Here is a 15576-nt window from a genome sequence, read left to right as displayed (position 1 = left end):
CGACTTGCGATCAGCAGATAGGGCCGGTCGCCGTGAAAGCTTCGTTCAGCCCGGCAGCCCGAGAATCCGCCTGGCAGCTTCGCCGACCCGCCCGTTGCTCGCGAACACGCTGGTTGTTTCCAGCCCGATCTGATCACCGTCGAGCTGGCTGATTTCGCCGCCGGCTTCACGCAGGATCACGGTCAGGGCGGCGATATCGAGGATGTTGAGGTCGGACTCGACAATCAGGTCGATGCGGCCGGCCGCCAGCAGGTGGTAATGATAGAAATCGCCATAGCCCCGATGCCGATGGACGGCCCGCAGCAGTTCCCCCACGCTCGACCAGCGATCGGAACCGGCCAGCGTGCCGATGTTGCCCAGTGACAGGGTGGCCCGGTCCAGCCGGTCGACCTCGCTGACCCGGATCGGCTCGCCGTTGAGCGTGGCACCCTCGCCTCGGGCGGCCGCTGCCATTTCGCCGCCGTTGAACATCGGCGCGTTGGACACGCCAACAACCAGTTCGCCACGGTGCATCAGCGCGATCTGGGTGGAAAAGAAGGGATAGCCGCGCACGAAACTCTTGGTGCCGTCGATGGGGTCGATCAGCCACACGTAGTCCGCATCGGCGGACTCGCGGCCGAGTTCCTCGCCGTAGAAACCATGCTCGGGAAAGGCCGCGGCCAGCACCGACTTGATTGCCCGCTCGCTTTCCACGTCCGCCACGGTGACCGGACTGTCGTCAGCCTTGTCCGATACCTCGAACTCGCCGTGATAGTAGTGGCGGATGACGTCCTCGGCGGCGCGCGCCGCGTCGACGGCCCGGGCCAGAAACTGCTGTGTCGAGGCCAATGGTCCCTCCCGTGGTCGATTGAGTATCAGGTGATCCAGCCGCCGATGGTAAACGCGGACAGCACCGCCAGCAGGATGATCAGGCTACGCGAGACGATACCGATGGCCTGACGCAGACGTTCGTCGATGTCCGGCGGCGGGGCCTGCTCCTCGTCGATCAGCAACGCGCCGCAACCGATTGCGACCAGCCGTTGCCAGCCCTGCTGGACCCAGTTGTCGGCGTCGCCCGCATCGCGCTGACGCCAGGCGGTCAGGGCCCCGTCGGTGCTGCCGGCCAGGCCGTAGAGCAGCATGGCCAGATGTTGCGGCACCCAGGCCAGAATACCGTGCAGACGCAGTGCGGCGTCCTGTAGCGGTTCGCCGGCATCCAGGCGCCGGAAATGCCCGGGGGAATCCGCCACCAGCCGATAGGCCGCGGCCCCCAGCGGCCCGAGCACGAAAAACCACAGCAGCACGCCGAACACCCGCTCGTGCCCCTGCAGGAAGATGGCACTGATCACGGTCCGCGGATCCGCGTGCTCTCCGGTCTGTTCGCTGTCGCCGGCCAGGTCGGCGGCAATCGAGTCGGCGGCTTCGCGGCGGTCTTCCTGCAGAGCGGCGCGGTAGGCGCGCACTTCTTCCCACAGGTCACGCGGGCCCAGGGCAAATACGAGCACCAGCACGGAGAACAGCAGTCCAAGCAAACTGAAAATACCACCCTCGAGCAGGGCCTGAATCGCCCCGATCAGCAGCAGCGGCGGCACGATCAGCAGCAGGCCCCAGGCCGAGCGCCACAGCCCGTCGAACAGGGTCGACGACTGCAGCTGGCCCAGGTAGCGCCCGTACCAGTCGTACTCGCGCCAGCGGCGCAGATGACTGAGCAGTCGTTCCGCAATCAACGCGGCGAAGATCACGATGAGGGTCATGCCGGTCGCCTGTCAGTTGCCTTCGGGGTGGTCCAGCAGGGACCGGAAGCGCGGCCAGTCGAACGCCGGGCCGGGGTCGGTCTTTCGCTGCGGTGCAATATCACTGTGGCCCACTATACGGTCCGCGGCAATCCCCGGAAAGCGGGCCATGAGCAGCCGCGCGGTGGCGGCCAGCCGCTGGTACTGAATCGCCTCGTAAGGGCAGTCGTCGGTGCCTTCCAGTTCGATGCCCACGGCAAAGTCGTTGCACCGGGTACGGCCGCGAAAGGTCGATTCGCCCGCGTGCCAGGCCCGCTCCTCGAAGCGCACGAACTGTTGCAACCGGCCGTCGCGGCGGATCAGCAGGTGGGCAGACACCCGCAGGCCGGCGATGGCGGCGAAATAGGGATGGTCGTCAGGATCGAGCCGGTTACAGAACAGCGCTTCGATGGCGTCGCCACCGAACTCGCCCGGCGGCAGGCTGATGCCATGGACCACCAGCAGGTCTACTGCCATGCCCGCGGGCCGGGCATCGCAATTGGGCGACGGGCAGCGGGTGGCCGCCGATAGCCAGCCATTGGTGATTCGCCAGTCGATCATCTAGGGCCTGTTAACGCTACCGAGATCGCCGCGCCGCGGGCCATTTTTCCGCAAGACAAGGCGGAGCGAGTGCGGTGTAGTGGCACTACATAAGCGAGCGACAACGCCGGATTGCGGAAAAATGGCCCGCGTCCCTCCGGGTTGCGCCCAAAATGCGCCGATGCGGCGTTGCTCGTCGTTCATTTGGTTGACCAAACTTCTCTCCTCGCGCCTTGCCTCGCCGCATTTTGGGACAGCAACGCGACGATCGGCGGTAGCGTTAACAGGCCCTAGAAGTATGCCAGCAGGGTCAGACGGGCGCGGACCAGATCGTGCCGGGCCGTGTCCTCCGCGGTTACCCGGGCCCGCAGCCCGAGACCGTCGGCCAGCGACCACTGCTGGGTCAGCGACGCCCAGTGCCGGTGGCCGGAATTACCGGCCACATGGTCGAGCGCACCGATTTCCGCGCGCAGCCGCCAGCCGTTGCGCAGCGTCGCCAGCACCCCGGCACTGGCGCCGGCGCCCAGGGCATAGTCAGCTGTGTAGCCATGGTTGCCATCCAGGCTGCCCAGACCGAAGACGTAGCCGGTAATACTGTCGGTCAATAACCAGGCCAGGCCCGGCCCACCTTCCACGAATGCGCCCAGATGCCCGTCCGGATCAGCCGGCGCGCTGACCGGGCGCTGTCGCAAGCCGGCCGCAAGCTGCCAGGACCAGGGGTCGAACAGCGCATCGCGCGGACGAAGCGAGACAATATCCAGTAGCCCGAGACGGTCGATCTCGATCCGATCGCCGCGGGTATCCAGCCGAAGATCCAGCGACAGGAACGCCAGCTGGGTGCCCTCGCTGTAGCCGCCGGGCGGGTCCAGCAAATCGTGGTAGGCCACCCGGCCGTGCAACCCCAGCGACCAGTCCCCGTCCTCGTTGACCACCGATACACCGGCACGCCGGCTCGCGTGGCCGGCGTGTGGCGCCACAGCGGGCGTCGCAGGCTCGGCCCGCCCGATGTCGGCCTGTACCCGGCTGCGGGCGAGCAGGATGGCCTGCAGGCGGGCATCACCCGCGGCGGGCGGCAGCCGCCCGACCAGAATCCGGTAGTAGACATGATCGTGCGCCAGTTCCAGTACCCGCGCACGGGCGGACGGCGAAAGTGCGGCGATGGCCGCGGCATCCGGGGCGCGTTCCCCGCGAGACACCGCCAGCGCCAGCCGCCGGTTCGCCGGGGTCATCCGGCCGGCAGCCACCTGCAGCCGATGGCCCAGGGCCGGGCGGAACGACGGCCGGCCCAGCAGACCGGGCACCGAATCCACGGCGCGGATGGTGTCGGCGGGTATGGCGTACCAGTCGAAGTCACGGCTCAGATCGAGCGATGGCCGAACCGCCTCCAGCAGGGTCAGCAACTGGAAGGCGCAGTTGCGATTGAGAAAGAAATACTCGAATTTCGCCCCGCGCAGTTCCCACAGGTGCGCCACCAGGCGGTGGCGCTCGGCGGCGCTCAGGTCGAGCGGGTACGACCAGATGTCGCGGTTCTCGATCCACGCGTAGTCCCGCACCTTCTCGTAGTAGGCGAATACCCCGAACTGCCCCGTATAGCCGCCGGTCAGGCCGCGCCAGGCAAAGCCCAGCCCGGCATCCTCGCCGGTAATGGCGGCGAAATTCACGGCATGGGCCAGCAATTCGCCGTCCCGCTCGACATCCAGGCGCAGCAGGGTGTGCCCGAACAGCGACGCCGCGCTACCGGTGTACGCGGTGGGAAACACCAGACTCACACCATCCGGGTCGAGCCGCGCCTGCCAGCGCTGTAGTTCGGCGCACGCCGAGGCATCCGGCGGTGTCAGATCGAGCTGGTCGACCAGCCATACCGTGCGGGCCGGAAACAGACAGTGCGCCGGACGGTCACGACCGGGCAGGCGGCCGCCATCCGCCAGCGCGCGGCGCAAGGCGTCGAGTTCGGCTGCGGGATCGGTGCGACCCCCGGACGTGAGGAAGAAATCGTCGCTGACCACGGCGCTGACCGCCTCGCCACCGGCAGTCGGGCGATAGTGCAGCAGTGCCCGCCACGCGCGGGACTCGGCCAGATCGCCGGTGGCAACATTCTCTGCCGCCGGCACCGGTCCGGACAATGCGGTCAGCAGCAACGCCAGCGGGCCGACCAGCAGACGGTCGCGCATCCGGGCGTCAGTCAAAGAAATGGCGCAGCGCCACACGGCAACCCACCTCGTCGCCGCCGGACCAGTCGCGGTAGTCACAGCCCAGCCGGACGGCGTCCTGGGCCGTGACCGGCAGGTTCAGCGTCAGTTCGCTGCGGTGGCGCGCGAACCCGGCCTCGTACCAGCGGCTGGTCTGCATCAGGCCCAGCTGCCAGTCCGGGCGCTGGTACAGCGCGCCGAATTCGGGGCCGGCACCAAGCCGTACGGCAGGTTCGGCCCCGGACACCTGCTCGGCCCGGGCGGTGGCCAGCCCGTAGACCAGCCAGTTGCCCAACTGCCAGGTGGCGCCGGGCCCGCCCTGCAGGAACAACGCCTGCCGCCGGTCGTCGGTATCACCGTCCGCGTCGGCACGTACCCGCTCGAGCCCCCCGTGCACGAACCAGGACGTCGGCTTGACGAAGGCCCCGCGCGGGGCCAGCGAGCGGATGTTGACCAGATCCAGGCTTTCCAGCACCAGACCCTCGGCCTCGTCCAGACGCAGATTGATGTCCATCCCCTCGATTCCCGCGCCGCGCAGGAAGCCGGTCACCGGGTCGAGCACGTCGTGATAGGTCAGCCGGTAGCCGGCCTCGACGAACGAACTGCCGCCGCGCGAGCCCAGTCCGAATCGCGCCATTTCAGTGCCGTGGCCGGTCTCCGGGGCCGCCGGCTCGGGCGGCTCGGGCGCCGGCGGTGCCGGATTGCGCTGCACCACCCGCAGCAGGGCCAGGCTGTGGCGCGCCACGTCATCGGTGCGGGCCTGGTCGCGCGACTCCAGCCGAAGCGCCTGATAGGCCACCCGGGCGATACGGTGGCGGCGATCCGGCGAATGGCTCTGAAAGGCGGGCGTCTCGGCCGCGGCAGGATCGTCAACCAGCTGCCGGGCCAGTGCCAGTTCCGGGTCGCTCAGGTTGGCGGCGGCGAATTCCAGTTCGTTGGCCTTGGATGGCCGGTAGCGGCGTTCGGTGACCAGACCGGCGCGATAGAGCGTACGCACGGTGTTGACCGGCAGTTCGGCGAAACGGAAATCCTCGATCAGCGGCGCCCGCGGCCGGGCCACCTTGATCAGTTCCAGCAGCCGAAACGAGCAGTTCTCGTCGAAGAAGAAGTAGTCGAAATTGATGTTGCGCAGTTCCCACAGATGGCTCACCAGCCAGTCCAGCTCGTCGGCGTCGAGATTCAGCGCGTATTCCCAGATGTCCCGGTTTTCCAGATGCGCATAGTCGCGGATCTTCTCCACGTAGGCGGTCAGCGAGAAGTGGCCGGGATAGCCGCCGCCCAGCCCCCGCCAGATGTAGAACAGGGAGTTCTCGTTCGGGTTCACCCGGGCGCCGAAGTTGATCGCGCGTGACAGCCAGGTGGAGTCGGGATCAGGTTCCGGGTCCAGCCGCAGCAGCGTGTGCCCGAACATGGAGGACGGGCTGTTCAGATAGGCGGCCGGAAACGCCAGCACCAACTGACCAGTGGGCATCTTTTCCCGCCATTCGGGGTATTCCTCGCAGTGATCGAATGCCGCGTCGCGCGGCCAGTCCAGGCGCTCGGCGAGAAACCGGTAACGGGCCGGAAAACGGCAGATGGCATCACTATCCGCCTGACGCAGGGCGGCGTGGCTGGCCACCAGTTCCGCACGCGGATCACGCTTGCCCGACTCGGCCAGGAAGAAATCCGGGTCGTCGACATAGCTGGCGCCCACGTCCCGCAGGGTGGCGCCGGGATTCATGTGCATCAGCGCCTGCCAGCGGTTTGACGCCGCCCAGGCCGTGAAATCGGCGTCCGTGGGCGCCGCATGCGAATGCGCGATGGCGGCTGCGGTGGACAGGCAGAGGATAAGGGCGGCGCGAATCAAACCGTGGGGTCAAGTCCGGGCCGCGAGGCGGCAGGTGGTGCGCCCGCAGGCGCGAAGCTCAGAAAGGTGCCCCGCCACCGGGGCGGGGCACCTCGAATGACGTCTTGATCAGGACACGTAGCCCGACAGACGTGCGTCGGTGCGCATGACATCGACGATATTGGTCATCACGTCGCGCGCGTTGACATCCTCGGCCGGGAACACGGCGGTGAAGTTGTCGTGCATCACGGCATTGAAGTGGTCACGGTCGGCGACGTCGATGCCCATGGACACCGACAGCGCGGTCAGGGCTTCGCCCTGGCCGGTGGCCATGTCCTGCGCCACTTCCTCGAGTACGCCGTTCTGCGACAGCAGGCTTTCGCCGCCGTAGGTCAGCGCCCCGTTGGTGCTACAGCCGTTGGTACCACTGGTCATGCCGAAGGTGGCATTACCCGAGGTGCCATTGACGATGGTCGCCAGAAGGTGAACGGGCAGGCCGCTCTTTCCCTCGAATACCAGGTTGCCCCAGCCACAACCCGGGCCGCCCGGCGCCACCGCACTCGCGGCCATGCTCGAGCCCAGCAGCGCACTTGCCAGCAGAATCTTTTTCATCGTGAATCTCCCAGAATCCGGTTTGGATTAGCTTGTTGTTCCAGTTCCGGCCCGAACGGGCCGGAGTCCCACTATAGGGCAGCGAGCGGATAACGCACTACCCCTTTTCGGGCGACACGCCCGGTCGAATCCGCGCCAGCCAGATGCAAAGCCCGAGCATGATCGCCAGACCGGGCCAGGGTCCCAGCGACACGCCGGCTACGGCGAGCACATCCCGGTCGCCGCTGACCACGATGGGCACCGCCAGGCCGATGCCCATCAGTGCTTCCCCGGTGATCAGGCCGGCCGCTGCCAGCAAGCCCGTCCCGCTGACCGGCCGCTGCCTCGCCAGCAGTGCCATCAGACCGCCCAGGGCAATCGGCACGGACAGCGACAGTGGCAGGTAGATGCCCACCGCTACCGCCAGCACCGGCAGCCGGAATTCCGATCCGGCACGGCGCAGCATTTCGTCGGCAACGATCAGTGCCACCGCCACCAGCGCCCCCAGCCCGACCATCGGCCAGGGCAGGTCGCCGCCGAAAACGCCGCCGGCGACCGCCGCCATCAGGCTGGCCTGGGGCGCCGGGAGCGGATCGGGGTGGGCCTCGGTAGGCACGCCGATGCCGTAGGCGTTGAGCAGCAACGACAGCACCGGCGCCAGCACGCACACGCTGCTGACCACGCCCAGCATCTGCGCCAGCTGCTGCTGCCAGGGGGCCGCGCCCAGAATCGCGCCGGCCTTGAGGTCCTGCATGTTGTCGCCGCCGATGGCCGCAGCGCAGCAGACCACCGCCCCCACCAGGATGGCGGCCACCGGTCCCAGGGTGGCATCGCCGAACAGCACCAGTAGCAGCAGCGCGGTGATCAGGATGGTGGCGATGGTCACGCCCGATACCGGGTTGTTGGACGAGCCCACCAGCCCGGCCATGTAGGCCGCCACGGCCGAGAACAGCCCCGCGGCCACCAGCATCATCACGGTGAGCGGCAAAGCGGCAACGGGCGAATCCAGCAGTCCGGCGTAGAACACGAACATGGGCACGACCAGAACCACCGCCAGCCCACCGAGCAGCCAGCGCGGCAGATCCCCCTCGCCGCCGACCACGCTGGTCCCACCAATGCGCTGCAGCCCGGAAACCAGCGAGCTTCGCATGGACCACAGCGCCCACAGGCCGCCGACCAGCATCGCGCCGACGCCCATGTAGCGAATCTGCTCGCTCCACAGCGACCAGGCGGCGTCGAGCGGCGTGTCCGCCGGCGGCAGGCCGTACACCAGCGCGTACAGCGGCACCACCACGGCCCAGGCGAACAGGCCGCCCGCGAACACCAGCACCGCGATATTGAAGCCCACGATGTAACCCACCGCCAGCAGCGCCGGCGAGAGGTTGGCGCCGGCGTAGAACACCGTCTGGCCCACCTGGGCCGCCAGCTCGCCGGTGGCCTGCCACAGCCGCAGACCGCTTTCCGCCAGCTTGGTAGCCCCGCCGACCGCCACGCCGATCAGCAGCATGCCCATGCCGGCTCCGGCCTGGCCATGGCCGGCCCGCAGCACCTCGGCGGTGGCGCGGCCCTCGGGGAACGGCAGATCCATGTCGTGGATCAGGGCGTGGCGCAGCGGCACCGTGATCAACACGCCCAGCAGGCCGCCAATGCCGGCGATGAACACCACCCACCAGTAGGGGAAGCTGTCCCAGTAACCCAGCAGCACCAGCGCCGGCAGAGTGAAGATCACCCCGGCGGCGATAGACTCCCCGGCGCTGGCCGCGGTCTGGACGATGTTGTTTTCCAGGATGCTGCCCCGGGCCAGGGCCCGCAGTATCGCCATCGATACCACCGCGGCGGGAATCGAGGCGGACACCGTCAGACCGGCGAACAGAGCCAGATAGGCATTGGCCCCGGCCAGGATCATGGCCAGGACAATGCCGAGCAGGGCGGCACGCAGGGTTAGCTGGGACATGACGAGAAAAGTCGGCAATCCGGTGATCGCAGTCTACCGCGTCCAGCGCCGGCCGGAACGCTTGCGGCCGCGGGCGGTCAACAGCAGCGGTTGTCGCCTGATAAGCTCCGGGCGATCCGCGATCGAGGAGACAGACCATGCCCAGCCGCCACGCCGGCTCGCACGCCGCCTATGCCCTGTTGATCGGCCTTGCCACCGCCGGCTGCCAGCCTGCCGAACAGGCCCAGGCCGCCGAAACCCCGAGGCCCGAGCCCGCTCAGGCCGCCGAGGACGCCGCCGACAATGCAGGTGGCGGCGGGGACATTCCCGATGTCGACATCGCATTCACCCGCTTCACGCTGGACAACGGGCTGGACGTGGTGGTGCACCAGGACCACAAGGCCCCGATCGTGTCGGTCAACATCTGGTACCACGTCGGTTCCAAGGACGAAGGCCCGGCCCAGACCGGCTTCGCCCACCTGTTCGAACACCTGATGTTCCAGGGCAGCGAGAACTGGGACGGCGAGTACTTCGAGCCCTTCGAGCGGGCCGGCGCCACCTCGATGAACGGCACCACCAACACCGACCGCACCAACTACTTCGCCAACGTGCCGGTGCCGGCGCTGGACATGGCGTTGTGGATGGAATCCGACCGCATGGGGCATTTCCTGGGCGCGGTCGACCAGGCCCGCCTGGACGAACAGCGCGGCGTGGTGATCAACGAGAAAAAGCAGCGGGCCAGCCAGCCCTACGGTGAAGTCTGGGAAAAGCTGCCGCCCAACACCTATCCCGACGGCCATCCCTATTCCTGGTCCACCATCGGCTCGATCGAAGACCTAAACGCCGCGTCCCTGGAAGACGTCAAGGCCTGGTTCAAGCGCTACTACGGCCCCTCCAACGCCACCCTGGTGATTGCCGGCGACATCGACCCCGACACCGTGCGCGACAAGGTCGAACGCTACTTCGGCAGCATTCCGGCCGGCCCGCCGCTGGAGCACCAGAAGGAGTGGGTGGCGCCAATGACCGGCGAACACCGCCACGTGATGCAGGATCGCGTACCCCAGGCTCGCGTCTACAAGACCTGGAACGTGGCCGCCGATGGCACCCCGGACGAAACGCGGCTGCAGATCGCGGCCAACCTGCTGGCCGGCTCCAAGACCAGCCGGCTGTACAAGCGGCTGGTGTACGACGAGCAGATCGCCACCGATGTCTCCGCCGACCTGTGGAGCAAGGAAATCGGCTCGCAGTTCATCATCAGTGCAACCGCCCGCCCCGGCGTGGACCTGGCCGAGGTGGAAGCGGCGCTGGACGAGGAACTCGAGCGTTTCATCGACGAGGGCGTCGGCGCCGAGGAGCTCGACCGCAGTCGCACCAGCCTGGCGGCTTCGTTCTTGCGCGGGGCCGAACGCATCGGCGGATTCGGTGGCAAGGCCGACATCCTGGCTCGCGGCGCGGTCTATCACGACGACCCGGGCCACTTCCGGAAGTATCTGGACACGCTGCGCACCGTGCAGCCGGATGTCCTGCAGGCCACCGCCGAGCGCTGGCTGTCCGATGGCGTCTACGTCCTGTCCGTATTGCCCTTCGGCGACCACAGCCAGACGGACAGCGACGTCGACCGCTCGCAGCTGCCGGACATCGGCGACGCCCCCGACCTCACCCTGCCCGACCTGCAGCATGCCGAACTCGATAACGGCCTGAAAGTCTGGCTGGCCGAGCGTGACGCCGCCCCGGTAGTGCAGATGCGCATGATGCTGGACGCCGGCTATGCCGCCGATCCCAGGGGCGCGCCGGGTACCGCCAGCCTGGCCCTGGGGATGCTCGACGAGGGCACGGAAACGCGGGATGGCCTGGAAATCAGCGCCGAACTCGACCGCCTTGGCGCCAGCCTGTCCACCAGCTCATCGCTGGACGCGTCCAGCATCAGCATGTCGGCCATCAGCAGCAAGCTGGACGCCTCGATGGACCTCTATGCCGACGTGATCCGCCGGCCGTCGTTCCCGGAAGATCAGTTCCAGCGGTTGTCGAAACAGCGCCTGGCCGGCATCGCCCAGGAGAAGTCCAATCCCACCAGCCTGGCGCTGCGCACCATCGGCCCGCTGCTCTATGGCGATGAACACGCCTACGGCGTCCCCCTGACGGGCAGCGGTACCACCGATGCCATCCAGGACCTGACCGTCGCCGACATGCAGGCCTTCCACCGGCGCTGGGTGCGCCCGGATAACGCCACCCTGATCGTGGTGGGCGACACCGACATGGCCACCCTCAAGCCCTTGCTGGAGAAAGCCTTCGGCGACTGGCAGGCCGGCGATGACGCCCCGCCGCTAAAGAACCTGCCCGACCGGCCGATGCCGGAACAGCAGCGCATCTATCTGATCGACAAGCCGGGCAGCAGCCAGGCCACGGTCATTGCCGGCAGCCTGGCGCCGCCCAAGTCGCATCCGCAGGACATCGCCATGAGCACCGTCAACGCCATCCTCGGCGGCATGTTCAACTCGCGCATCAATCTCAACCTGCGCGAGGAGAAGAACTGGTCCTACGGTGCCCGCAGCCTGTTGATGGACGCCCGCGCCCAGCAGCCCTTCTTCACCTACGCCTCGGTGCAGATCGACAAGACCGCCCCGGCGATGAAGGAAATGCGAAGCGAGATCACCGGCATCCTGGGCGAAGAACCTCCCACCGACGAGGAGCTGACCTCGGCGCAGGCCAACCTCACCCGCACGCTGCCAGGCGATAACGAAACCAGCAGCGAGCTGGCCGGCACCTTCGCCAACCTTGCGGTCTTCGGGCTGCCCGAGGATTACTACGAGACCTACGTCACCCGGGTCCAGGCGCTGGACATCCCGGCTCTGAACGAGGCCGCGACAACGCTGCTTTCTCCCGATCACCTGACCTGGGTGATCGTGGGTGACCTCGACAAGGTCGAACAACCCATTCGTGACCTCGACTGGGCCGAGGTGGAAGTCCTGCCGGTGGATGATGTCGCGGCGCCCTGACCGGCGGGCAAGCGTCGCCGCGTTGCTGGCACTGATCGCTGCCAGCGCTGCGGCGGACGTCTCGCGCGAGGAAATCTTCGTGCTCAATACCGACGGCGAAAGCTACACGGTGTACAAGACCCTGCGCTCGGAGCTGCCGGGCCGGGCCCTGTTCCTGGCCGAGGGCGAGAGCGTGGACGACTACGTCTACATCCATCCGGCTGATTTTCAGCAGGAAACCACGGACGACGGCACCCGGCTGGTATTCGACAGTGGCGACTACGCGCTGATGCGCGCCGACCGTTTTCGCGACTGGCAGCTCAGCGACAATCCCGACGGCAGCACCACCTTCCATAGCTGGGACGGCCGCGAGCTGGACAACGGCCATTACGGCAAGTGGAACAGTCCCGATCCCTTCGCCCACTTCTCGTACGTGTGGATCCTGCCCGAGAACATCGAGGTACTGGACGCCCAGAGCAACCGCGACGGTGACTGGCGACAGCAGGGCCGCACGCTGGCCTGGCGGGGGGAACAGGTCAATGATCTGACCTTTCGCATCCGCTTCCAGCGGCAGGCGCCGGAAACCCCCACGTTTCGCGCCGTCCCCGACGACGCGGAACTACCCGATGCCGAACGCATCACGCTGGACTCCGCGGTGCTGTTTGCCTCCGGCCGGCACCGGCTGACCAGCGCAGGGGAGCAGTTGCTGGTGGAACTCGCCGACCGCCTGAAGACCCGTGGCCCGACCCGGGTGATCGTGGCCGGCCACACCGACAATCAACCGCTCAAGCCCTACCTGCAGGAGCGTTATCCGAGCAACTGGGAGCTATCCGCCGCGCGCGCCACCGGGGTGGTGCGCTTCCTGGCTGAACAGGGCGTGGACGCCGGCGTGCTCGAAGCCCGGGCGTTCGGCGCCGAACAACCGGTGGCCGACAACGACACCACCGAGGGGCGCGCCCGCAATCGGCGCATCGAGATCACCATCGCCGGGGCAACCGCTGCCAGTCAGGCCGACACGGCGGCCACCGGCAACAACGAAAACCGGTAGCCGCCCTTCAGCCGACGCCGCGCTATGCCCGGGCGGCGGCTTTGGCGCTCTTTTCCTCGAAGCGCAGGAGCTGAAGCTCGTGGTTGAGCCCCTTCAGCAGGGCTACACACATGAGCAGCAGGACCAACGTGAACGGCAGGCCGGTGGTGACCGCGGCCGCCTGCAGCGCGGACAGGGCCTCGGCCCCGCCGACCACCAGCAGCGCCGCGGCAATCATGCCCTCGGCGACACACCAGAACACCCGCTGGGGCACCGGCGCCTCGGTCTTGCCGCCGGCGGTAATGGTGTCGATCACCAGCGAGCCGGAGTCCGACGAGGTAATGAAGAACACCAGCACCAGCGTGATGGCCAGGAACGACGTGACGCCGGCCAGAGGCAGATTCTCCAGCATGTGGAACAGTGACAGCGACGAGTCGGTGATGCCGTTGGCCAGCGACCCCACGCCGTTGACCGCCTGATCCAGCCCGTTGCCGCCGAACGCGCTCATCCAGATGGCGGTAACCACCATCGGCACGATCAGCACGGCGGTCAGGAATTCGCGCACCGTGCGCCCGCGCGACACCCGGGCGATGAACATGCCCACGAACGGCGACCAGGAAATCCACCAGGCCCAGTAGAAGATGGTCCACGAGTGGTAAAAGGTATCGTCCTCGCGCCCGATCGGGTTGCTCAGCGGCAGCAGATACTCGGCATATCCGGCTGCCGTGGTGCCCAGACTGGCGAAAAAGCCCGTCACTGACCCGGTCACGATGACGAACAGCAGTAGCAGCCCCGCCAGCATGATGTTGAGGTTGCTCAGCAATTTCACGCCGCCGTCGATGCCCCGCACCACCGAGACCAGCGCCACCGCGGTCACGCCGGTGATGATCAGGATTTCCACCATCAGGCTGTCGGCGATGCCGAACAGGAACTGCATGCCGCCCGCGGCCTGCTGGGCACCGAACCCCAGGGACGTGGCCAGGCCGAAAATGGTCGCCACCACCGCCAGGGTATCGATCACGTTGCCCAGCGTGCCCCAGACGCGGTCCCCGAACAGTGGATAGAACACCGAACGGATCGCCAGCGGCAGGCCCTTGTTATAGGCAAAGAAGGCCAGCGCCAGCGCCACCACGCCGTAAATCGCCCAGGGGTGCAGCGCCCAGTGATACATCACCGCGCCCATGGCGGCAGTCCGGGCGGCATCGGTGCCGCCGGCCACGTTCAGCGGCGAACCCGCCCATTCGGTGAAGTAACCGACCGGCTCGGCCACCGACCAGAACATCAGACCGATACCCATGCCGGCCGCGAACAGCATCGCGAACCAGGACATGCGGGAAAATTCCGGCTCGGCATCCTGCCCGCCCAGCCGAATGCGACCGAACGGCAGGACGATCAGCGCCAGGCAGAACAGCACGAAGAAGTTGCCGGCACTCAGGAACAGCCAGTCGAAGGTGTTGATCACCCAGTCGCGCGCGCTGGTCAGACTGGTCTTGGAAACATCGGGGAACAGCATGGACCCGATCACGAAGACCGCGATCAGGATGGCGCTCCATAGAAAGACCGGATTGTGCAGATCCAGCCCGAACGGGTGGATATTGTCTTCGCCGATCTCGTAATCGGTGTCGTAGCGTTCTTCAAGTTCCGCGATTTCAGCGTCCTGGCTCATGGCTCCCCATCTCCCGATGTTTCCGTGAAACAGCGCAAGACCCTAGCACAGCCTTGGAAAAGCGATCGGAGAGCGGGCGCGGCGGCGTTCGGGAAGAAATCAGGCGCCGACCGTGGTCGGCCGGGGGAAACGCCGGCTAAACGACGTCAGCGCAGGGCGGCGGGGCCGCCGAAATCACCGAGCGGGCGCAGGAACGTGTACTTGGCCGGCGCGCCGACCAGCTGCCCAGCGGCCTCGTCGGTATTCCGCCCCAGGGCGGAAAACGGCAGCGACACCACGAACAGGCCCGTGCCGGCCACCGTGGCCACCAGGCTCAGCGGGCGGATGACCAGTACATCGACACCCATGGCCGCCGCTGACGGCGCATGCCCCGTATTCACATCGGCCGCGTGGGCCGGCTGGAATCCAACCACCGCAACCGCCAGCAGCACTGTGGCCAGTGCCGCCCTGATTCGCGTGACTGTCGACTGGTACATGAACTTGTCCGGAGCGGGGCCGATCGCCGAACATTAGGCAGCCGCCGGGCCACTGTCAATCGCAATCGTCGGGTAATCCGTCACCGCATGAGCCAACACCAGATCTACACCGCCTCCGACCCCGCCAATGCCCATATCGTGCGCGACTACCTTGCCGGGCACGGCATCGACGCCCACATCCGCGGCCAGTTCCTCTGGGGCGGCATGGGGGAACTGCCCGCCAACGCTTACCCGACCCTGTGGGTGACCGACCCGGACCAGGTCGACCCGGCACGCGCGCTGATCCGGCGCTTCGAGGCCGACGACACCGCCACTCGCCAGGCCTGGCGCTGCCGCAGTTGCGGCGAAGACCTGGCCGGGCAATTCGATGCCTGTTGGCGGTGCGGGCGGGGGCGGCCGGGTGATTAGCGCCGGCTTGACAATAAAATTTGAGTTGAAGAATTTCGCCCTGAAGGGCGAGTTCCTTTTCTTGCGCGCCCAAGAAAAGTAACGAAAAGAAGGGCGCCCGGGTACGGTTCAAAAACAAGGGTGACAGGATAATTCAGATACATCGGTTACAGGCTGACGCTCCAATAGGGTGTGGTCAGGCCGTTGCCCTGGGGC

At 67.2% G+C, this 15576-nt stretch carries 12 protein-coding genes; 3 read left to right on the top strand and 9 right to left on the bottom strand.

Translation table 11 applies throughout. The annotated features are described in order from the left end of the window. Window positions 1-45 precede the first annotated feature (45 nt). The 7 genes from RM531_RS14600 to RM531_RS14570 all read right to left on the bottom strand — a co-directional run bounded on the left by RM531_RS14600 (window position 46) and on the right by RM531_RS14570 (window position 8850). The gene (locus RM531_RS14600; protein ID WP_311660312.1) at window positions 46-828 is read right to left on the bottom strand and encodes an inositol monophosphatase family protein; all 783 of its coding nucleotides are present in this window, start codon (window positions 826-828) and stop codon (window positions 46-48) included. Between the two features lie 26 nt (window positions 829-854). Continuing rightward, window positions 855-1733 (bottom strand): regulatory signaling modulator protein AmpE, encoded by an 879-nt coding sequence (gene ampE / locus RM531_RS14595; protein ID WP_311660310.1) that lies wholly within the window; start codon window positions 1731-1733, stop codon window positions 855-857. 12 nt (window positions 1734-1745) lie between these two features. Beyond that, on the bottom strand, window positions 1746-2312 hold the full coding sequence (gene ampD, locus RM531_RS14590) for a 1,6-anhydro-N-acetylmuramyl-L-alanine amidase AmpD (RefSeq protein ID WP_311660308.1): 567 nt from the start codon (window positions 2310-2312) through the stop codon (window positions 1746-1748). Window positions 2313-2581: 269 nt separating this feature from the next. Beyond that, the gene (locus RM531_RS14585) at window positions 2582-4462 is read right to left on the bottom strand and encodes an Lnb N-terminal periplasmic domain-containing protein (RefSeq protein ID WP_311660306.1); all 1881 of its coding nucleotides are present in this window, start codon (window positions 4460-4462) and stop codon (window positions 2582-2584) included. Between the two features lie 7 nt (window positions 4463-4469). Further along, complete coding sequence (locus RM531_RS14580; protein ID WP_311660304.1) at window positions 4470-6326, bottom strand: Lnb N-terminal periplasmic domain-containing protein; 1857 nt, start codon at window positions 6324-6326, stop codon at window positions 4470-4472. A gap of 108 nt (window positions 6327-6434) precedes the next feature. Beyond that, complete coding sequence (locus tag RM531_RS14575; protein ID WP_311660302.1) at window positions 6435-6917, bottom strand: DUF3015 domain-containing protein; 483 nt, start codon at window positions 6915-6917, stop codon at window positions 6435-6437. 97 nt (window positions 6918-7014) lie between these two features. Then, window positions 7015-8850: an OPT family oligopeptide transporter gene (locus tag RM531_RS14570; protein WP_311660300.1), complete on the bottom strand. Its 1836-nt coding sequence runs from the start codon at window positions 8848-8850 to the stop codon at window positions 7015-7017. A 137-nt stretch (window positions 8851-8987) separates the two neighbouring features. Between RM531_RS14570 and RM531_RS14565 the strand changes: the two genes are divergently transcribed. Together RM531_RS14565 and RM531_RS14560 are read left to right on the top strand one after the other, a co-directional pair. After that, complete coding sequence (locus tag RM531_RS14565; RefSeq protein WP_311660299.1) at window positions 8988-11825, top strand: M16 family metallopeptidase; 2838 nt, start codon at window positions 8988-8990, stop codon at window positions 11823-11825. Beyond that, a complete protein-coding gene (locus RM531_RS14560; RefSeq protein ID WP_311660297.1) occupies window positions 11806-12852 on the top strand; it encodes an OmpA family protein in 1047 nt (348 codons plus the stop codon). The genes RM531_RS14565 and RM531_RS14560 overlap by 20 nt, the downstream gene beginning before the upstream one ends. A 22-nt stretch (window positions 12853-12874) precedes the next feature. On the opposite strand, the gene RM531_RS14555 is transcribed toward RM531_RS14560, so the two are convergent. Both RM531_RS14555 and RM531_RS14550 read right to left on the bottom strand, forming a co-directional pair. After that, window positions 12875-14497: a BCCT family transporter gene (locus RM531_RS14555; protein WP_311660295.1), complete on the bottom strand. Its 1623-nt coding sequence runs from the start codon at window positions 14495-14497 to the stop codon at window positions 12875-12877. A 146-nt stretch (window positions 14498-14643) separates the two neighbouring features. Next, window positions 14644-14973 carry a hypothetical protein gene (locus tag RM531_RS14550; protein ID WP_311660293.1) on the bottom strand — a complete coding sequence of 110 codons (330 nt, stop codon included), beginning with the start codon at window positions 14971-14973 and terminating at the stop codon, window positions 14644-14646. Window positions 14974-15060: 87 nt separating this feature from the next. Between RM531_RS14550 and RM531_RS14545 the strand changes: the two genes are divergently transcribed. Then, on the top strand, window positions 15061-15381 hold the full coding sequence (locus RM531_RS14545; RefSeq protein ID WP_311660291.1) for a putative signal transducing protein: 321 nt from the start codon (window positions 15061-15063) through the stop codon (window positions 15379-15381). The last annotated feature ends 195 nt before the right edge of the window (window positions 15382-15576 follow it).

Origin of the sequence: Spectribacter acetivorans (assembly GCF_031846305.1) — a bacterium.
In the GTDB taxonomy this organism is placed as follows: Bacteria; Pseudomonadota; Gammaproteobacteria; order Nevskiales; family Salinisphaeraceae; genus Spectribacter; species Spectribacter acetivorans.
The sequence above is the reverse complement of the archived record's forward strand: the minus strand, read 5'-3'. Positions and strand labels throughout refer to the sequence as shown.

Bases quoted from the DNA above. Each gene is read 5' to 3' on its own strand.
- RM531_RS14585 (WP_311660306.1), bottom strand. From the start codon at position 4,462: ATGCGCGACCGTCTGCTGGTCGGCCCGCTGGCGTTGCTGCTGACCGCA.
- RM531_RS14570 (WP_311660300.1), bottom strand. From the start codon at position 8,850: ATGTCCCAGCTAACCCTGCGTGCCGCCCTGCTCGGCATTGTCCTGGCC.
- RM531_RS14545 (WP_311660291.1), top strand. From the start codon at position 15,061: ATGAGCCAACACCAGATCTACACCGCCTCCGACCCCGCCAATGCCCAT.
- RM531_RS14575 (WP_311660302.1), bottom strand. From the start codon at position 6,917: ATGAAAAAGATTCTGCTGGCAAGTGCGCTGCTGGGCTCGAGCATGGCC.
- ampD (WP_311660308.1), bottom strand. From the start codon at position 2,312: ATGATCGACTGGCGAATCACCAATGGCTGGCTATCGGCGGCCACCCGC.
- RM531_RS14560 (WP_311660297.1), top strand. From the start codon at position 11,806: ATGATGTCGCGGCGCCCTGACCGGCGGGCAAGCGTCGCCGCGTTGCTG.
- RM531_RS14565 (WP_311660299.1), top strand. From the start codon at position 8,988: ATGCCCAGCCGCCACGCCGGCTCGCACGCCGCCTATGCCCTGTTGATC.
- ampE (WP_311660310.1), bottom strand. From the start codon at position 1,733: ATGACCCTCATCGTGATCTTCGCCGCGTTGATTGCGGAACGACTGCTC.
- RM531_RS14550 (WP_311660293.1), bottom strand. From the start codon at position 14,973: ATGTACCAGTCGACAGTCACGCGAATCAGGGCGGCACTGGCCACAGTG.
- RM531_RS14555 (WP_311660295.1), bottom strand. From the start codon at position 14,497: ATGAGCCAGGACGCTGAAATCGCGGAACTTGAAGAACGCTACGACACC.